The sequence below is a fragment of the Kribbella sindirgiensis genome (genome assembly GCF_004331435.1).
Classification (GTDB): Bacteria; Actinomycetota; Actinomycetes; order Propionibacteriales; family Kribbellaceae; genus Kribbella; species Kribbella sindirgiensis.
In genome coordinates this window covers 187,343-206,953 of record NZ_SJKA01000009.1, presented here as the reverse complement: position 1 = coordinate 206,953, position 19,611 = coordinate 187,343, and the positions used below count along the sequence as shown (strand labels likewise).

Annotated in this window: 14 protein-coding genes; 5 read left to right on the top strand and 9 right to left on the bottom strand. The window is 68.4% G+C overall.

Annotated features, from left to right (window positions below):
• Positions 1 to 41 precede the first annotated feature (41 nt).
• Positions 42 to 1,484, top strand: a complete 1,443-nt coding sequence (locus tag E0H50_RS25930; protein ID WP_131293035.1) for a DUF7059 domain-containing protein — start codon at positions 42 to 44, stop codon at positions 1,482 to 1,484.
• Here E0H50_RS25930 and E0H50_RS25925 read toward each other — a convergent pair.
• Together E0H50_RS25925 and E0H50_RS25920 are read right to left on the bottom strand one after the other, a co-directional pair.
• Entirely contained in the window at positions 1,478 to 3,046 is a 1,569-nt protein-coding gene (locus E0H50_RS25925) for a GGDEF domain-containing protein (protein ID WP_238151212.1), read from the bottom strand. The genes E0H50_RS25930 and E0H50_RS25925 overlap by 7 nt on opposite strands.
• 19 nt (positions 3,047 to 3,065) lie before the next feature.
• Positions 3,066 to 4,622: a GGDEF domain-containing protein gene (locus tag E0H50_RS25920; protein ID WP_131293033.1), complete on the bottom strand. Its 1,557-nt coding sequence runs from the start codon at positions 4,620 to 4,622 to the stop codon at positions 3,066 to 3,068.
• 820 nt (positions 4,623 to 5,442) lie between these two features.
• On the opposite strand from E0H50_RS25920, the gene E0H50_RS25915 reads away from it, so the two are divergent.
• Entirely contained in the window at positions 5,443 to 6,246 is an 804-nt protein-coding gene (locus tag E0H50_RS25915; RefSeq protein ID WP_131293031.1) for a TIGR03619 family F420-dependent LLM class oxidoreductase, read from the top strand.
• 5 nt (positions 6,247 to 6,251) lie between these two features.
• On the opposite strand, the gene E0H50_RS25910 is transcribed toward E0H50_RS25915, so the two are convergent.
• The 7 genes from E0H50_RS25910 to E0H50_RS25880 all read right to left on the bottom strand — a co-directional run bounded on the left by E0H50_RS25910 (position 6,252) and on the right by E0H50_RS25880 (position 15,090).
• A complete protein-coding gene (locus E0H50_RS25910) occupies positions 6,252 to 7,556 on the bottom strand; it encodes a cytochrome P450 (RefSeq protein WP_131293189.1) in 1,305 nt (434 codons plus the stop codon).
• A 307-nt stretch (positions 7,557 to 7,863) separates the two neighbouring features.
• Positions 7,864 to 8,658, bottom strand: coding sequence for a DUF2785 domain-containing protein (locus tag E0H50_RS25905; protein WP_131293029.1), 795 nt, complete (start codon positions 8,656 to 8,658; stop codon positions 7,864 to 7,866).
• Positions 8,659 to 8,833: 175 nt separating this feature from the next.
• Positions 8,834 to 9,598 (bottom strand): hypothetical protein, encoded by a 765-nt coding sequence (locus E0H50_RS25900; RefSeq protein WP_131293027.1) that lies wholly within the window; start codon positions 9,596 to 9,598, stop codon positions 8,834 to 8,836.
• Position 9,599: 1 nt separating this feature from the next.
• Positions 9,600 to 10,592, bottom strand: coding sequence for an ABC transporter ATP-binding protein (locus E0H50_RS25895; RefSeq protein WP_131293025.1), 993 nt, complete (start codon positions 10,590 to 10,592; stop codon positions 9,600 to 9,602).
• Positions 10,593 to 10,889: 297 nt separating this feature from the next.
• Positions 10,890 to 12,095: a DUF4142 domain-containing protein gene (locus E0H50_RS25890; protein ID WP_131293023.1), complete on the bottom strand. Its 1,206-nt coding sequence runs from the start codon at positions 12,093 to 12,095 to the stop codon at positions 10,890 to 10,892.
• Between the two features lie 94 nt (positions 12,096 to 12,189).
• Positions 12,190 to 14,493, bottom strand: a complete 2,304-nt coding sequence (locus E0H50_RS25885) for a sodium-translocating pyrophosphatase (protein WP_131293021.1) — start codon at positions 14,491 to 14,493, stop codon at positions 12,190 to 12,192.
• Between the two features lie 237 nt (positions 14,494 to 14,730).
• On the bottom strand, positions 14,731 to 15,090 hold the full coding sequence (locus E0H50_RS25880; protein WP_272948521.1) for an STAS domain-containing protein: 360 nt from the start codon (positions 15,088 to 15,090) through the stop codon (positions 14,731 to 14,733).
• A 161-nt stretch (positions 15,091 to 15,251) separates the two neighbouring features.
• On the opposite strand from E0H50_RS25880, the gene E0H50_RS25875 reads away from it, so the two are divergent.
• From E0H50_RS25875 to E0H50_RS25865, 3 genes are all read left to right on the top strand, one after another.
• Positions 15,252 to 17,561: a DEAD/DEAH box helicase gene (locus tag E0H50_RS25875; RefSeq protein WP_131293019.1), complete on the top strand. Its 2,310-nt coding sequence runs from the start codon at positions 15,252 to 15,254 to the stop codon at positions 17,559 to 17,561.
• 37 nt (positions 17,562 to 17,598) lie between these two features.
• On the top strand, positions 17,599 to 18,033 hold the full coding sequence (locus E0H50_RS43515) for a hypothetical protein (RefSeq protein WP_202868335.1): 435 nt from the start codon (positions 17,599 to 17,601) through the stop codon (positions 18,031 to 18,033).
• A 331-nt stretch (positions 18,034 to 18,364) separates the two neighbouring features.
• Positions 18,365 to 19,132, top strand: coding sequence for an RICIN domain-containing protein (locus E0H50_RS25865; protein WP_165547300.1), 768 nt, complete (start codon positions 18,365 to 18,367; stop codon positions 19,130 to 19,132).
• Positions 19,133 to 19,611 lie beyond the last annotated feature (479 nt).

Here is a 19,611-nt window from a genome sequence, read left to right as displayed (position 1 = left end):
TCGGCAAGGTCACCGGAACGCACGAATGGGAGAATGCGCCCATGCACGAACTGACGGGGACTGTGGTCGACGGGTTGCGTACAGCGTTTTCCGGCGCGGGGTACACCACGGACGGGGTCGCCGAGCGGCTCGGCGTCCAGGCGAGCGCGGCGTTGGCGCGGAACGAGACCTCGGCGGCGTCCCGTCGTACGGCATCGGGTGATGGGCTCGACACGATGATCCGGTTGTTCCTGCTCCAGCGTTCCGTGCCGGAAACTCTTGTGATCAACGCATTTCCGGGGATCGATCTGGTTGCCTTGGGCATCGTCACCCGTAGCGGAAACGAGGTACGGGCGGCGCTCGACATCCGGCCGTTCGCGGCGGACGAGCGGGACTGGTGGGTGGTCGCCGACCTGACGCCGGGGTTGGACGGGCGGCGGGAGGCGATGCGGTCCGACTACGTACTCGGGATCGCGCCGGCCAGCCTGAGCCTCATCCACCTGACCGTTCCGATCAAGGCTGACCGGGCGCTCGATATCGGCACGGGGTGCGGCATTCAGTCCTTGCATCTCGCCGATCGGGTCAACCAGTTGACGGCGACCGACGTCAACCCGCGGGCTCTTCAGCTCGCGAAGGCGACGGCCGCGCTCAACCACCTCGATCTCGATCTGCGCGACGGCAGCCTGTACGAGCCCGTGAAGGGTGAGCGTTTCGACCTCATCGTCAGCAACCCGCCGTACGTGATCTCCCCGCCCGGCGGCGATCTCACCTACCGCGAGACGGCGTACGCCGGTGACACCGTCGTCGAGCAACTGATCAAGCAAGCGCCGGACCACCTGACCGACGGCGGGTGGTGTCAGCTGCTCGCCAACTGGACCTGTGTCCGCGGTGAGGACTGGCAGGATCGCATCGCCGGCTGGACAGGCGACCGCTCCGCCTGGGCAGTGCAGCGCGAGCAGCTCGACCCGTCCGAGTACGTCGAGCTCTGGCTCCGTGACGCCGGCCTGCACGGCTCACCGCAGTACACCACCAGGTACGACGAATGGATGCGCTACCTCGACGAGCACAACGTCGAGGCGATCGGCATGGGCTGGATCACGCTGCACAACGTCGAGGGCTCCCTGCACGCGGAGGCCTGGCCGTACGAGATCGAGCGCCCGATCGGCCCGCACGTCCTGCACCGCTTCGAGCGCCTGGAAGGCCTCCCGGCCGACCTCACCGCGCTCCACCTGCACGTGGCCGACGACGTCGTGCAGGAGACCACCGGGCAGCCCGGAGCCGAGGACCCGGCCACTATCGTGCTCCGACGCCAGCGGGGCATGCGGAGAGCGGAGCAGGTCGACACGGTCCTGGCCGGGTTCGTCGGCGCCTGCGACGGCGACCTGAGCACAGGACAGATCCTCGCCGCCCTGGCCGATCTCATGGACCGTCCCGTCGTCGACGTACTCGCCGACTACCTCCCCCAGATCAGAAACCTGGTCATAGAAGGCTTCCTGGACTACTGAGCGGAGCGCCGGCGCCGGCGCTTCTCGGCGTACATGCGGCGATCCGCCTCGGTCAGCAGCTCAGCGACCGACGTACCGTCCGTGCTGCTCGCCTGCCCGACGCTCAGCCGCAGCAACGCGAACCACGGCTCCTCCGCCCGCTCCGCCTCACGATCCGCCGCGGACTTGATCCGCTCGACCAGCTCAGGCGCACCCCGCTCGTCCGGGTTGTCGAGTACGACGACGAACTCGTCCCCGCCCGCCCGCGCCACGACGTCCTCAGCGCGGCACTGCTCGGTCAGCAGCGTCCCGACCCGCCGCAGTACGTCGTCGCCGCTGGCGTGCCCGTAGCTGTCGTTGATCACCTTCAGGTTGTCCACGTCGATCGCGACCACCGCGATCGAGCGGCCGGAGTCCTGCGCCACCGACATCCGCTCGTCGAGCGCACGCCGATTCCCCACGCCGGTCAGCGGATCCTCACGCGCCGCCCGCCACTCGGCGTCGTGCCGGATCGAGAGCTCATGGTTGGCCAGCGCACTCCGTACGGCGTACAACCCGCGCAGCCGCTCCGCCCACCAGCCGCGGCTGATCGCCCGCGCATACTGCAGCCCGGACGACGCGCCGGCGTCCCCGGACTCCGCACTGATCTGTACGGCGGTGTGCCGGATCAGCGCCTCCACCGGCGGATCCGACGTCGGCGGCAGGTCACTCGCCGCGCGGTCCGCGGCGTCCATCGCCTCACCGATCCGGTCGCCCGCCAGGTACGCCTTGGCCAGGTACGCGCCCGCGATCGCCGCGAGCTCGAGATCACCGAGCTTGGCCAACTGGTCCCGGCAGTCCTTGAGGATCACGGCCGCCTCACCCGCGTCCGCGGCGTCGTTGCTCGCCGCGAGCCACATCCGCCCGGCCATCGGCCAGTACCCGAGCAGGTCCGCGGCGAGAATCACCTCGACCGCCTCCCCGGCCCAGCGGTGTGCTGCGCGCCGGCGTTCCTTGATCTCATCCTCGTACGACGTGTCGCCGAGCCGCTCGAGCTCGTGGGCCCAGCGCAGGTTCGACTCGGCCAGGTTCAGCCGGTTGATCGCCGGCGCCTCGAGCAGGCCGAGCGGGTCATGGTCGCCCTCAGCGGCGAGCTCGAAGTGCGGGATGCACAACTCGTAGAGCCGGAGCAGGTCGTAGGCGTAGCCGAGGCCGGTGTGCGCCCAGCCCGCGAGGCCGAGGTCGCGGGTCCGGGACAGGGCGTTCTCCGCGGCGACCAGGTCGGCGACCGAGTCACCGCCCTCGCCGGTCCGGATCAGCGTGACGATCCGGAGCGCGATCGCGTTCGCCTCCCAGCCCGGCTCGTCGATCGCGCGGGCGACCCGGATACAGCTGTCAACGGCGTCCAGCGCCTCGACCGAGTCGGTGGCGTGATGCGCCGCGACGGCCCGCACGTACTCCGCGGCGGCGCGTTCGCGCGTGGGCTCCGGGCCCAGCTCGGCGAGCAGCACGTTCAGGTCGAGCGCCGCCTCGTCCGGACTGCCCGACTGCGCCCGCGTCATCGCTGCCGCGATCCGCGCCGTCACCCCCGACGTCTCCCGCACCACACCTCCCCACTTTTCGTCACTTCTTGCGGCGCTTCTCCGTGTACAGGCGCTGGTCGGCCCGGGAGATCAGCTGCTCCACGGCGATTCCTTCGGCGGTCGCGGCGTACCCGAGGCTCAGTCCGAGCCGGCGCAGCCACGGTTTGCCCGTCGTCGCCGCGATCGCCTGCACGGCGATCCGGATCCGCTCGGCCAGCTGGGCACCACCCTTGGCGTCGGGCTGGTCGAGCACCACGAAGAACTCGTCGCCACCCGATCGAATCACGGCATCGGTCGCTCGCGCCTGTTCTACCAGGAGATTTGCCACAACCTGCAGCAATTCGTCTCCGCAGGCGTGCCCGAACGTGTCGTTGACGAGCTTCAGATCGTCCACGTCGATCGCCAGCAACGTCACCGCCCGGCCGGAGTCGCGGGCCGCGGTCAGTCGCTCGTCCAGGGCGCGGCGATTCCCCACGCCGGTCAGCGGATCCTGCCGCGCCGCGTGCCACTCGGCGTCGTGCCGGGCCGGCAGATCGTGTGCGGCAAGCGCGTGCCGTACGGCGTTCAGCGCGCGCTGCCGCTCTTTCCACCAGCCCCGCGCGACCGTTCGCGCGTAGGCGAGGCCCGCGAGCGCACCCGGCGTACCGTCGACCGCCTCGACCTCCGAACGGGTCTGCAGCACCAGGACATGGGTCGATGGGTCGGCCAACGGAATCAGGTCGTCGGCCGCCCGGTCCGCCGCGGCCTTCGCCTCCTCGGACTTGCCCTGCGCCTGCAGGGCCCGGGCCAGGTAGGCGCCGGCGATCGCGAGCCGCTCGGTCTCGCCCAGCTTGCTGATCTCGTCGCGGATCTCGGTCAGGTCGGCGACGGCCCGATCCGGGTCCTCAGCGGTCGCGGCCGCGGCGATCCACAGCCGGGCGCTGAGTTTCCAGAACTCCTGGGTCTCGTCGTCGACCACCACCCGCTCGGCCTCCCGCGCCCAGTACGCCGCGGATGCCAGACGCTCCTCGATCTCCCTTGTATACAAAGGATCGCCGAGGCGTTCGAGCTCGTGCGCCCAGCGCAGGTACGTCTCGGCGAGGTTCAGCCGGTCGATCGCCTTCGACTCCGCCAGCTCGAACACGTCCTCGTCCAGTTGAGTGGCGAGCTCGTAATGCGGAATGCACAGTTCGAACAGCCGCAGGACGTCGTACGCGTAGCCGAGGCCGGTGTGTGCCCAGGCGGTCAGGCCGGCGTCCCGGGTGCGGTTCAGGGCTGCTTCAGCGGCGATCAGGTCGTTGACCGTGTCGCCACCGCGGCCGCTGCGGGCGAGGTTGATGATGCGGATCGGCAGGGCGTTGGCTTCCCAGCCCGGTTCGTCGATCGCGCGGGCGATCTCGATACAGGCGTCGACCGCGCGCAACGCCTCGTCGGCATCGCTGGCATGGTGCGCCGTCACACCCCGGACGTACTCCGCGGCCGCGAGCCGGTAGCTCGGCACACCGCCCAGCTCGGTCCGGATCGCCTCGATCTCCGCCGCCGCCGTCGCATGCCCACCCGACTGCGCCGCGGTCATCGCGGCGGCGATCCGTGCGGTCAGCGCGTCGTCCGCCGCCATCTCGCCATTCCCCATACCGCCGACGGCCCTTCCCTGTTCCGTCACCCGCACCTCGGGCCGGACCGCCCATTGTGACCACCCACCCCCACTCCTGTCACGACCCGATCCGGCCACCGACCACCTAGTGCCACAAGAACCGTACTCGGCGTAGAGGTTTCTCGGCTCTCCTGTCCGATGTGTGGGTGGTGATCAACCGGTCCGGGATCAGGCAACAGGCAACAGGCAACAGGCAATGGTGGGTGGGCACCTGGTATTACCTGTCCCGAGTCACCATTGCCTGTCCCCAGTCCCCAGTGCGTGTTCCCGGTGCGTGTCCTCGGTTGCCGCGATCGGTCGGGTGCGTCGAGTGGCGGGTTTCGGCGGCGCCCCGCGACGGTGAGTGCTCTCGTCGGAGCGGGTGAGCTGTCTTGGCGGGAAAGAAACTGTCACGATCTGCAACTTTGTTTCCCCGCTGTTCGGGGTTCGCCCCTGGTCCGGGCAGCAGAGCAAGCCCACACTGCCCACCCACGACTTCTCCAGGGCACGACTTCCCGGGGGGGACAGAGCTCCCCAAACCGGTTCGGGGGGGATCACCTGCTGTCGTGGAGGTGTGTCGCTCCCCGAACTGGTTTGGGCGGGGCGGCTCGACAGGTGGAGCGCCGGTGGGGCGCCGTACGTGCGGGCGTGATCACGTTCAGGTGCGCTACCCAGCCCTTCGACACGTCCTCATGAGAACGCACACTCAGCCGCCCGCGCCGCGCCAACCACCCACACATCGGTCACAAGAGAGCCGTTTCTCTGGTTTGCCTTGCCCCCAGGGACAAGGTTTTACGGTTCGGTGGTGAGATTTGCGGTGAGTTACAGCACGCCGGCGTACGGGATGGACCCGGAGCGGCTGGTCAGGTTCGCACGACACGCGGAGGACTGCGGGTTCGAGGGGTTGTACGTGCCGGAGCATGTGGTGCTGTATCGCGGCGCCACCTTCGGCGGGTACGAGATGCCGGGCGACCTGCCGTACGGCGATCCGCTGGAGTTGCTCGGGTTCGTGGCGGCGTCGACGGAACGGCTCCTGCTCGGGACGGCGGTGCTGTTGCTGCCGTACCACCACCCGGTGGTGCTGGCGAAGCGGCTGGCGACCCTCGACGTGTTGTCGAAGGGGCGGATGCGGCTGCTGACCGTCGGCGTGGGCAGCTTGCCGGGCGAGGCTCGGGCGGTAGGTGTCGACTTCGCGTCCCGCGGGCGGCGGACGGACGAGGCGATCGACGTACTGCGGCTGCTGTGGTCGGGTGAGCGCGTCAGCTACTCAGGTGAGTTCTTCGAGTTCGAGGACCTGAGCAGCTTCCCGCATCCGCTGGCGCCACTCCCGATCCACATCGGCGGCTCCAGCCGCGCCGCCGCCCGCCGTGCAGCCGCCCGGGGCGATGGCTACTTCCCGGGCGGTGCACTGACGCCGAACGAGCGCGCGACCCAGTGGAAGCTGGCCACGTCAGGCCGCGCCGACCTCGAGTACACCCGCTGGGCCTCGATCGACCTGACACCAGAAGCCGCGGCAGCTTACGAGTCCCAAGGCATCACCCGCCTGGTAGTGACAACCCCGGACCTCCACGAACTGACCAGCTTCGCCAAACGCTTCCAGCTGATGTAGGCGGGTCAGCCGGCGACCTGTTCGGCGGCGGTGGCGTGGAGGCGGACCGGGAGGGACTCGACGCCGTAGACGATGGAGAAGTCTCGGAAGCGGAGTTGTTCCTCGGGGACGGCCAGGGACAGGTCGGGGAAGCGGTGGGCGAGGGCGGTGAAAGCTGCGCGCAGCTCCATCCGGGCCAGCTCGGCGCCGACGCAGCGGTGCATGCCGTGGCCGAACGCCAGATGCGCGGACGACACCGTACGACGCGGATAGAAGTCCTCGGCATCCGCGCCGAAGACCTGCTTGTCCCGGTCCGCCCCGGACAACGACACCGCGACCAGGTCGCCCTTCTTCACCTGCTGACCGAACAGCTCCTGGTCGTGCCGGGCGAACCGCGGGAACGCAACCTGCACCACGGTCAGGTACCGCAGCAGCTCCTCGACGATCACGTCGACCGCACCGGGCTCGTTGCGGATCCGCTCGAAGTTCGACGGGTCGCGCAACAGCACCAGCGTGCCGAGCGCCAGCATGCTCGCGGATGTCTCGTACCCGCCCAGGAACACCCCGTCCGCCAGCCCGCCGAGCTCGATGTCGTCGAGGTCGTCACCCTGCTCGCGGATGATCGACCCGATCAGCCCGTCGCCGGGGTTCTCCCGCTGCTTGCGGACGATCTCGAACAGGAAGTCCCGCGACTCCGACGCCGAACCGAACACGCCGATCCCGCCCCCGGACAGGTCGAACCGGGCCGGTCCGAGCGCCCGGAACCGATCGCGATCGGACTCCTCGACGCCGAGCAGGTCCGCGATCAGCAGGAACGGCACATTGAAGGCGAAGTCCGCGACGATGTCGGCGACCGGGCCCTTGGCCTCCATCAGGTCCAGCTGGTCGTTGACGATCTTCTCGATCGCCGGCTCCAGCCGGGCCAGCTTGCGCTTGGTGAACTCTGGCGTCAGCAGCTTCCGCAGCCGCGTGTGGTCCGGCGGATCGGTGAAACCAAGACCCCCGATACCCTCCGACGGCTTGTTCGGGTCCGAGCCGACCAGCGGCCGGATGTCGTTGCTGAAGTTCGTGCTGTCGGCGAGTACGGCCTTCGCCTCGGCGTGACCACTCACGACGAAGACGTTGAGCCCGAACAGATGAGCCAGTTTGTGCACCGGCTCGGTCTCGCGCACCTGGGCCAGCTCGGGGACCGGATCGAGCCCCTCGCGGCGCAACGGCATCGAGACCTGGCGCGGGAACATCCGCATCTTCGACAGGTCGAGGCCACCCTTCCGGGTGGTCCTGTTGAGAATGCGGTTGCCGACCCATCTCTTCAGGTATGTCGCAACCATGACTTCCACGCGCCCTCTCTAAAACCCGCTGCCCCCAACGGCTGTGTAACTCAAAGCTAACCTCGCCGGGGACCAGACCTGATGGTGTTGGCACTACTCCGGTAGTGGCGTTGACACCACCATGGGAGGGGGCCATGGCGTGCCAGCTGAGACCTTGTCACGGACCGAGCCTCCACTGCCACCTGAAACCACCTGTACTCCGCCCTGGACTGCGACATGCCGTTCCTCGGGGAGGATTCAGGGAAAGTCCAGACGAAAGTCGGATGCGCCCTACATCACAAGGTAGTTGCCGCCGACCACTTCAGGTTCACAGATAGTACGGCGTGACGATCCGGAGCACGTCGGCGAGCTTTGTCTTGACCTGCTCGGCCTGCGGAATCCGTGTGAGTTTCTTCGCATCACCGACCCGCAGACCGTGGTCGGCGAGCACGTACAGCACCCGCAGGGTGCGGATCGTGTTCGTCACCTCGGGCGTGATCCCTTCGGCCGGTGGGTTCGACAGCTGCCGGATCGCCGGGTCGAGCCAGTCGGTCGCGTCGCTGCCGGTCAGCTCGTCGCGCGTCAGCGTCACCGCGAGCGCGTACCCGAGCCGGTCGTCCTCCATGTCCCGCAGCACGTACGGCGTCGGCGTCAGCAACCGCCCGATCCCGAGCCGCAGCATCTGCACCGGCTCCACCGCCGCATGCTGCCCGAGCGCCCCGAGCAGGTCCGCGCCGTGCGCCAGTGCGTGCAGCCAGCCGAGCTTCTCGTCGTACCCCCGGAGGTCCTCCTCCGCAACGTACCAGCGCTCGAACGGCGGCACCCAGCTCGGCTCGAAGACCCCGGCCGTCACGATCGAGTCCAGGATCAGCGGGGCGAACGTCCGGGCCTGGATCTCGGGGTCCGTGAACCGCGGCACCATCTCGTCGCCGAGCGCCCGCAACTGGTCCGCCGACAGCACACCGCGCCCGATCCAGGTCGCGAGCACCGAGTACGCGTGCCGGTCCCGTACGACGGGATCCGGGGACCGCAGCATCCCGGCCAGCTCGGCCACGAGCTCATCGAGCGGCCGCCCTTCGGGTACCGCGAAACCAGCCTCACGCACCTGCGCCCAGTCCGTCATGCGCGGCACCGTAATCCGTCGACGGGCCACTCGGCCAGCCCCGATTCAGGATGGGAAACGGCCCGTGGTTCATCCGGAGACCGGATGCACCACGGGCCGTCGCGGCCAGGACCCCTCAGCCCGGCCGGGCCCCTGCCCCGGTCAGGGCCCCTCAACTCCGACCGGGGTGGACTTGTTATGCGTCGCGCTTGCTCGCCGACACCAGGGCGATCGTCATCAGCGCGGCCGCCCAGCCGGCGAAGTACAGCAGCGCCCACCACGGGCTGAGCGCGAAGTCGCTGCCGCCCGCGCCCTGTCCGGCCAGACCGAAGTCCTGGCCCTGGTTGAGGAACGAGCTGCCGTTCGCGAACGGCGCCCACCTGGCCAGGTCGTCGCCGACCTTCGGGATCAGGTTGACCAGGTTCTCGACCAGCAGCGGCCAGAGGATCAGGATCGCGATCGCCCCGGCGCTCTGCCGGATCAGGATGCCGACCGCCACCGCGAACACGGCGGAGATCGAGAAGATCAGGCCTTGGCCGGCCAGCAGCCGCCACTCGGCGCCGGTGTTGATCGCCAGGTCCGCGTTGCTCGCGAACAGGCTGCCGATCCCCCAGGCGCCGAACGACGCGATCAGGCCGATGACACCGGCCAGGAACGCGACCACCGCGGTCTTGCCGAGCAGCAGCGCGGCACGCTGCGGAACGGCCTGGAAGCTGGTCCGGATGGTGCCGAACCGGTACTCCGTGGTGACGGCCAGCGCGGCCATCACCATCATCACCATCTGGCTGAGCTGCGCACCCGGCTGGGTGATGAAGATCGTCGCCTGCTGCTCCTCGGCGCCCTTGAGGAAGCCGGTCGTCAGAGCCGCGAAGCCCACGGTCAGCACGGCGGCGACGATCATGCACCACCACGGCGAGCGGGTGGAGAAGAGTTTGATCCGCTCGACTGCGATCACCGACATGTCAGTTGTCCTCCTTCGGACCCGCGGCCACCTCGGCGGCGTCAGGGGCGTCGAGCGAGGTCACAGCGGCGATCTCCTCGTGCGCGTGGTACTCGACCGAGTCACCGGTCATCTGCATGAACGCCTGCTCCAGCGAACCGCGCTGCAGCGTCAGCTCGTGCAGCACGATGCCGTGCGCGGCAGCCGCCTCGCCGATCTGGTCGGTGGTCAGGTCGCCTTCGACGAACAGCACCTTGCCCTGGTCCTCGACGTCCTCGATCCGGGTCGCCAGGTGCTGCTCGTTCAGCACGCCGGCGAACTGGTCGAGCTGCGGCGTCCGCACCTTCACCGTCGTACCGCTGGCGCGGTCGACGAACTCCTGGGTGGTGCTCTGCGCGATCAGCTTGCCGCGGCCGATGACGACCAGGTCCTCGGCGGTGAGCGCCATCTCGGACAGCAGGTGGCTGGAGACCAGCACGGTGCGGCCCTCGTCGGCCAGCCGGTGCATGAAGGTCCGGATCCAGACGATGCCCTCCGGGTCGAGACCGTTCACCGGCTCGTCGAACAGCAGCACCTCCGGGTCGCCGAGCAACGCGCCGGCGATGCCGAGCCGCTGGGACATACCCAGCGAGAAGGCGCCGGCCCGCTTGCTCGCGACCGACGTCAGGCCGACCATGTCGAGCGCCTTGTCGACCGATGACTTCGGCAACTTGTTGGACGCGGCCATCCACAGCAGATGGGCTCGCGCCGAGCGGTTCGGGTGCACCCACTTGGCGTCCAGCAGCGCGCCGACCTTGGTCAGCGGCCGGTGCAGGTCACGGTACCGCTGGCCGTCGATGGTGACTTCGCCGGACGTCGGGGTGTCGAGTCCGAGGATCATCCGCATGGTGGTGGACTTGCCGGCCCCGTTCGGGCCCAGGAAGCCGGTCACCCGGCCGGGTTTCACCTCGAAAGACAGGTTGTCAACGGCAACTGTCGCGCCGTATCGCTTGGTGAGGCCTTTTGCCTCGATCATCGCCGTGCTCCTCGTTCGGTGGCGTGAATAGTCCCGAGTCGGGCGGGTTGTGTCGTGATGAGATCAGTATCGAGGCCAGAGGGGTGCCAGGCATCGGACCCCGGGCGGATCCGGTGTGTCCACCCATGGGTTGATTCTGCCGTCGGGCCGCGGGCGGCTGCTATCGGTTATGCCCCTGACCACAACCCCGACGATCCCCCATACCGCGGGCGCGCACATCAGCCGAAAGTCGACGTACGCCGTACTTCGGTCGACCGTTCGTGGAAGTGACTACCAAAAGATGGGACTACCAAAAGATCAGTCGACGGGAACGCCGTACAGCACGAGGTTCTCGCTGTAGCGGTGCGTCTTGTGGTCGTACGAACCCGTGCAGGTCACCAACGCCAGCCGGGGCTTGGCCGCACCGTGGAACAGGTCGGCGGGCAGGGCCTGCTGCTTGTACGTCCGACGCGCGACGATGCGGTACCAGTGCTCGTCGCCGTCTCCACCCGTCACAGCGACCCTGGTACCCACAGGCACCTCGGACAGGGGCGCGAACACCCCACGCCCTTTGACGGTGTCCACATGACCAGCAAGCAGTACTGTGCCGCCAACAGCGCCCGGCGCCGCACCCGCGGCCCACCAGCCCACGTCTGCTGCCGACTGCGGCACTTGCAGCTGACCAGTGGCACCGGTCGCAACCGGCTGCACCGTCGCCTCCAGTACGCCGGGCAGCTTCAGACGCACAGGCGGTACGGCGGCCTCTCGGTCCGCCGTCGTCTTACCCGCGTCCGGGACCTTGCCGGTGTTGTTGGGCTGGCCGCCGAACAACATGATGAGACCTGCTGCCAGAGCGGCCATACCCAGAAGACGCCGCTTGACCGGGATCGCTTTGCCGACCAGGAGCAGCACCACACCGATCCCCATCAGGATCAGTGCGGCCCGGGTGCGCGCCAGCTTGGCGTCTGCCTCCTGGCCGCCCTCACCGGTCGGCACCACCGGCGTGGTGGTCTCGGCTTTGCAGGTACCTGTGATCGCGCGCTGATGCATCTGGATCACCGGTTTGGCGCCGTCGGCCACTGCCTCGACGGCAGGCGACGCACTGATCGGCAGCTCACCTTCGACCAGCGCGAGGTACTGCTGGTGCACCTGTCGCTGGAAAGCCAGCCACGCGGCGTCGTACGACTTGGTTCCGGCCTTGGCCGCCAGGAGGTCGAGCTGGCGGCGCTGGGCCGCCGAAGGTGCCGTCGGCAGCAGAATGTTGAGCCGCGTGGCGACGTCGAGCTCCTGCGCCGAGAGCTTGCGATGGTCACGTTCCAGCTGTCCGGCGACCCGCCGTACGCAGGTGGTCCGGCCCTTGGTCGTCGCCGTGTGGGCGGCGTCGATGATCGTCAGGTTGAGCTGGTGGGCGGTGTTGAGATAGGCGACATCCGGTTGCGGGTCGGCCGCGTTCGCCGGCTGCGACATTGCCAGAAAGCCGGCCACAACGAGAAGTAGCAGCGCGGGCACCCGGGCAATCCTCACAGGACCACGGTAAGAGAGCGGGCGGTCCGGGGTCCAGCCGAACGAAACGGCCCGCCGGTCGGAACCGGCGGGCCGTTTCGGGCAGATCCTGCGATCAGGCTGCGGCGTTCACCTCGGCCGGAGTGTCGGAGATGACCGACTCCCGGCGCTTGGACACGATCACGGCCGCGGCCAGGATCACCACGGCGACGACCGCGATGACGATCCGGAGCGGTGTGTTGGTGTCGTCGCCGATCGCGGACATCCCGACGACGGCCGGAGCGATCAGCACCGAGACCAGGTTCATCACCTTGATCAGCGGGTTGATAGCCGGGCCTGCGGTGTCCTTGAACGGGTCGCCGACGGTGTCACCGATGACGGTGGCCTCGTGCGCGGGCGAACCCTTACCGCCGTGGTTGCCGTCCTCGACCAGCTTCTTGGCGTTGTCCCAGGCACCACCGGAGTTGGCCAGGAAGACCGCCATCAGCGTGCCGGAGCCGATCGCACCGGCCAGGTAGCCGGCCAACGCCGCGGCGCCGAGACCGAAGCCCACGGCGATCGGCGCGGTCAGCGCGAGCAGACCCGGAGTGGCGAGCTCTCGCAGCGAGTCGCGGGTGCAGATGTCCACGACCTTGCCGTACTCCGGCTTGCCGGTGCCCTCCATGATCCCGGGGATGTCGCGGAACTGGCGACGGACCTCGTAGACGACCGCACCGGCGGCGCGGCCGACGGCGTTGATCGCGAGACCGGAGAACATGAACACGACCGCGGCGCCGAGGATCAGGCCGACCAGCGTGCCCGGGTTGAACACCAGCGCGTCCGCCTCGAACTTCGCGTAGTTCTCGGCCAGCGAGTTGCGGATCGCGTCGGTGTACGAGCCGAACAGCGCGGTCGCGGCCAGTACGGCGGTCGCGATCGCGATGCCCTTGGTGATGGCCTTCGTGGTGTTGCCGACGGCGTCCAGCTCGGTGAGGATCTGGGCCGCCTCGCCGTCCACGTCACCGGACATCTCGGCGATGCCCTGCGCGTTGTCGGAGACCGGTCCGAAGGTGTCCATCGCGACGATGACGCCGACGGTGGTCAGCAGACCACAACCGGCCAGCGCGATCGCGAACAGCGCGACCACGCCGGTCCCGCCCACCAGGAACGCGCCGTACACGGCCGCCGCGATCACCACGGCGGTGTAGACGGCGGACTCGAAGCCGACCGAGATACCGGACAGGATCACGGTCGCGGCGCCGGTCAGCGACGACTTGCCGACGTCCTTGACCGGCTTGTCCTCGGTGCCGGTGAAGTAACCGGTCAGCGCCAGGATGACGGCCGCCAGCACGATGCCGATGATCACCGAGAAGGTCGCGATCAGCCGCGGGTCGCCGTCGGTCGCGGCGATCGACTCGGTCGCGCCGGTGAGGTCCTTGAAACTGCTCGGCAGGTACACGAACGCCGCCACCGCACAGAGCACACCGGACACGACCGCGGAGATGTAGAACGCGCGGTTGATCGTGCGCAGACCGTTCTCGCCGGTCCGCGGACGGGTCAGGAAGACACCGAGCACCGCGGTGAGCGCGCCGATGGCCGGCACGATCAGCGGGAAGATCAGGCCCTGCTCGCCGAACGCGGCCTTGCCGAGGATCAGCGAGGCCACCAGCATCACGGCGTACGACTCGAACAGGTCGGCCGCCATACCGGCGCAGTCACCGACGTTGTCGCCCACGTTGTCGGCGATCGTCGCCGCGTTCCGGGGGTCGTCCTCGGGAATGTTCTGCTCGACCTTGCCGACCAGGTCGGCGCCGACGTCGGCAGCCTTGGTGAAGATACCGCCGCCGACCCGCATGAACATCGCGAGCATCGCGGCACCGAAGCCGAAGCCCTCGAGCACCGTCGGGGCGTCACCCTTGAACAGCAGCACGACCAGCGCGGCGCCGAACAGGCCGAAGCCCACGGTCGCCATGCCGACGGTGCCGCCGGTGCGGAACGCCACCCGCATCGCCGGGTCGCGGCCTTCGTCCCGCGCGGCCGCGGCGACCCGGACGTTGGCGCGCGTCGCGAGCCACATGCCCAGGTAGCCGATCGCGGCGGAGAAGCCCGCGCCGACCAGGAAGAACACGGAGCGGAAGATCTTCAGCGTGGTCTCGTTGCCGCCGTCGGTGTGCGCCGGCAGCAGGAACAGCAACAGAAACGCGACCACGGCGAAGATCGACAATGTCCGGAACTGCCGGTTCAGGTACGCCGAAGCGCCTTCCTGAACCGCCGCGGCGATCGTCTTCATGTTCTCGGTGCCATCGTTCGCGGCAAGCACCTGGCCCCGGAAGACCATCGCAATGACGACCGCGAGAATCGCGATCACCCCGACGACGATCACCAGTGTGGTGTTGCTCGACGAAAGATCCACCGCTTGTGGAGCAAGCAGCGCGGACATCCGTCCTCCTTGTAGGCAACCCATCCAGGCGTGACGGCCCCCGTCTGCCGCAACCGAAGGGTTGGGGAAATACGACACAGCGCCAGTGGCCTGGCGCGGTGGGTTACTCTAACGGGTTCCCGACCAGACCTGACGACAGGGTGGTCTACGCCATACCCGGTCGCCCCGGCAAGTGCTGCGCCGGAACCTGGGCGGAACGATCACCGAACGTAGTGAGGTGGACACCGTTTCGCTTGGTCAGATCGCCGAGGCGACGTCCGGGTGGATGTCGAAGACCTTGGTCAGGCCGGTGATCCGGAAGATCTTCAGCAGCCGTTCCTGGGTACAGACCAGGGACAGGGATCCGTCATGGGTGCGCACCCGTTTCAGTCCGCCGACGAGAACGCCGAGGCCGGTGGAGTCCAGGAACTCCACGCGTTCCAGGTCGATGACGAGGTCGTAGACCCCTTCTTCGACGAGCGCGGCGATCTTCTCGCGGAGCTTCGGTGCGGTGTAGACGTCGATCTCCCCCGCCACCTCGATGACGGTGCGCCCGCCCTCGGCGCGCGCGGTCAGCGACAGATCCACTTCGGCCTCCGATCCCGTGAACTGCTGCATTCAACCATGTACGGACCGTGAGTGAGACCCGTTGCCGAAAACTCTTTCATCTCGCCCACCCGAAGTCGATTCCCCTCCGGAAAAAGGCCGTGCATCCGAACGTGCATCTCTCAGTTGGTCCTCAGCAGCGCTCTGTCGGCGCCAGGGCCTAGGGTGCCGGTATGCGTGCAGGTGGTGAGGCGGCTGCTGTCCTGAAGCGCCTGGCCGCCGGTCGCGACGACCGGCTGACGCATGTCGAGTCGGTGCCGCCGCGGGTCGGTCAAACGTGTGACTGGCCGCGCTGGGTCCCGCCCGAGGTCCTCGACCAGCTACGGGATGCCGGGATCGCGGCCCCGTGGACCCATCAGGTGGCGACGGCCGAGGCGGCGTACGCCGGAAAGCACGTGGTGGTCGCGACCGGGACGGCCTCCGGCAAGTCCCTCGGGTACCTGCTGCCGGCCTTTGCCACGTTGAGCATCGCGCAGGCGGCCTCACCACACCGCCGAACTGCGTCGGTTCTGTACTTGTCTCCGACCAAGGCGCTCGCCCACGACCAGCTCCGCGCGGTCTCGGCGTACACAGTGCCCGGTCTGCGGGCCACGACGCTGGACGGCGACTCGGAGCGGACCGAGCGCGACTGGGCGCGCGACCACGCGACGTACGTGCTCAGCAACCCGGACATGCTGCACCGGTCCGTCCTGCCGAACCATCAACGCTGGGCGCGCTTCCTGGGCTGCCTGCAGTACGTCGTGGTCGACGAGTGCCACCACTACCGCGGCGTCTTCGGTGCGCACGTCGCCGGCGTACTGCGGCGGCTGCGGCGGGTGTGTGCGCAGTACGGCGCGCATCCGATCTTCGTCTGCGCCTCGGCGACGGTGGCCGAGCCGGCGCTGTCAGGCGAGCGTTTGACCGGGCTGCCGATGGAAGAGGTGGTCGAGGACGGCTCTCCGCGCGGCGGCGTCGCTTTCGGTCTGTGGGAGCCGCCACTGACCTCTCTGCACGGCGAGAACGGCGCACCGGTACGTCGGTCCGCGACGGCCGAGGTGGCGGACCTCCTGACCGATCTGGTCGTCACAGGTGTCCGTACGGTCGCCTTCGTCCGATCGCGGCGTGGTGCCGAGTCGGTCGCGATGACGGCCCGGGAGAACCTGGCCGAGGCCGACCCGACGCTGATCGACCAAGTATCGGCGTACCGGGCCGGCTACCTCCCTGAGGAGCGTCGGCGGCTCGAAGGGATGCTGCAGAGCGGAGAGCTCACTGGCGTCGCCGCGACGAACGCGCTCGAGCTGGGCATCGACATTGCCGGGCTGGACGCCGTACTGCTCTCCGGCTGGCCCGGCACGCGTGCGTCGCTCTGGCAACAAGCTGGACGTGCCGGCCGCGCAGGCGGCGACGCGGTGGCGTTGCTGATCGCACGGGACGACCCGCTGGACACCTACCTGGTGCGACATCCAGCAGCGATCTTCGGCCGCCCGGTCGAGGCGACGGTGTTCAACCCGCAGAACCCGTACGTGCTCGGTCCTCAACTGTGCGCCGCCGCCCAGGAGCTGCCGCTGACTCCCGACGACTTCGAGGTCTTCGGCGAGACCACGTCTGCTGTCATCGCGCAACTGGTGCGGCAAGGCGCGCTGCGGGAACGGCCGCACGGGTGGTTCTGGACACGCCGCGAGCGCGCCGTCGACGCGATCGACATCCGGTCGGCCGGCGGGAAGACAGTGCAGATCGTGGAGGACCGGACCGGTCGTCTGCTCGGTACGGTCGACGGCGGCTCGGCCCACGCCTCCGTCCACGAGGGTGCCGTCTACGTCCATGCGGGTGAGTCGTACCTGGTGCGCTCGCTCGACCTCGAGGAGCATGCCGCGGTGGTCGAGCCGGCCTCTCCGGACTACACGACCTTCGCGCGGGACGTCACCGAGATCAGCATCCTCGCGACCGAGGAGACGTGCTCGTGGGGTACGGCGGAGTTGTCGCGCGGCTGGGTCCAGGTGACGAGCCAGGTCATCTCGTTCCAGCGCAAGCTGATCGCGACCGGCGACGTACTCGACGAACAGCCGCTCGACCTGCCGGAGCGCACGCTGCGCACCAAGGCGGTGTGGTGGACCATGCCTGACACCGTTGTCGAGAGCCTCGGGCTGGACGACGTACCGGGAGCGGCCCACGCCGCCGAACACGCGTCGATCGGCCTGCTCCCGCTCTTCGCCACCTGCGACCGCTGGGACATCGGCGGCGTCTCCACCGCCCGCCACGCCGACACCGGCCAGCTGACCGTCTTCGTGTACGACGGCCACCCGGGCGGCGCCGGATTCGCCGAACACGGGTACGCCGCGGCGCGCGAGTGGTTGACGGCGACACGCGAGGCGATTGCACACTGTGAATGCACGGAGGGATGCCCTTCGTGCGTACAGTCGCCCAAGTGTGGGAACCAGAACAACCCACTCGACAAGAGCGGCGCGGTGGCGCTGCTCTCAGCACTACTGAGCAGTGAGGCCTGAGAGGCCGGCGCTGAGGCCGGCGGAGAGGCGGGTCACGATGGCCGTTCTCGGAGTTGTCCTGATCGTCCTGGCCGTGTTGTTCGGGCTGGGCGTCTCGGTCTCGTCGACCGCTTCCACGAAGCTGGAGGTCTTCGGCGTCGACTTCGGCGTCTCGGTGCCGACCGTCTACTTCCTCGGCGCGGTCACCGGTGCCGCCCTGGTCGTCGGCCTCTGGCTGCTGAAGAAGGGCCTCGGTCGCGACCTGCGCCGCCGCAAGGAGATGCGCGAACTGCGCGCCCAGGCGACGAACGGCGCCCCTGCGGTCACCTCGACTGCGGGCAGTGACACGGTCGGCGGCGAGATCACGCAGAGTGATGCATCCGCGGACCTTCCCGCCAGTGTCGACAGCACCGGCGACACCCCCACCGACGAGCGCCTGGCCACCGAGCGGGAGCTGGCGCCGGACCCCAAGGACACCAAACAGCACCACTGACCACTCTGTTGCCTAGGGCATCAACTCTGCACTGACGACTACCGGCATCCCATCGGATTGCCGTAAGATCTCGAACGTCTCACGACCTCCGCACGGCGATCACACGGCGAGCCACCGACTCGATGTAGATGCCTTGCGCAACGAACTTCGCCTGGCAGTTAGTTGCCATTGGCATCAAGTTTCCGGAGATCGGCATAACCCCCTCGGTCACACCTGTGCCTTACTGGTTGTGGCGTCAACGTCGCGCTGAGTCACTGCCGGCATACCCGGCTCGCGCCACGGGGTCCCGACGACCTGACGTCATGAGATGGCACGACCTCTGGAGGTTGTCTTGATCATCCGAAAGCTGTTCAGCCGCACCGGCGTGGTGGTGCTCGCGGTCAGCGTGGCCATCGCCACGGCGATCCCGGCCCAAGCCGCGAACCCGGCACCCAGTGGTTCGAAGACCCCGGGCGTATCGGTGGGTGTGGCACAACAGATCGCCACGCGCTCCGACACGCGCTACTGCCTGACGTTCGTCGCGGCCGACAAGGTCCCGATGGCGGTCATGATGGCGTGCGCCCCGGGCAAGGAAGGCAAGACCCAGGAGTGGATCTACACCGAGTCCGGCCAGCTGCAGGTCGCGATGAGCAAGAGCGTCGGTGGCGCCCTTGCGAAGACCGGAGCCTGCCTGGACAGCGGCGCGGACCTGGCCAAGGTGCCGGCTTCCGCTCCACTGCTGGTCCTGCCCTGCCGTAGCGGCGACGGGCAGAAGTGGAACTACGACGAGGACACCGGCACGTTCGTGAACGAGGCCAGTGGGCTCGCCCTGACGTCACTGCTTGGCAAGGGGAAGGCCAAGCAGGCACAACCGACCGGCACGATGAGCACTGCCGGCACGCCGATCCAGGCCTGGAGCGGTCTTCCGGTGCCGGGGCTGGACATCCTCGGCGCGGTCCTGGCCCTCGTGAACGCGCTGCTGGCATCGCTGGGCCTGGCCCTGCCGCTGCCGATCGCGGGCGCGGCCGCCAGCCTGCTGTCGCTGCTCAGGCCGCAGGTTCCGATCCCGGCCCAGATGACGACGCTGCCGAAGCAGATGATGCAGCTGGCTCAGAGCTGAGTCGATTTCGACACCGACCAACGAGAGGACGGCCGGCCCCGACATCGTCGGGGCCGGCCGTTTCTCACTCCTTGTCTCTCGCGTTGTCTCCGGCGGTGGGCCAAGCGGTGCTCGGGGATGAGTTCCGGGATGCCCCGCTGCTTGCGCGTCAGCGGGAGCCCGGCATCGTCACCGCGCGGCCACTGTCACCACCAGCACCAGCAATGCCCGAGCAGGTCGTGGACAAGGCAAGCGACTCCATGGAGCAGGCTCACGTCTTTCACCTCCGATCCGCTGATCCGAACGGCTAGACAGTAGCTCGCCTTGTCACCCTCTGTATCTACTCCATTACCTGTTGTCGCAGAACCTTGAGCATCCTTTAACTCTTCCGCAACGCATCAGGCGGGATCCGAACTTGACAGTTCACACATGGTTGCCTACAGCACCTGACAACGTTCTTCTCAGGGTTGGGAAAAAGTCTTCACATAGTCGCGGATGAG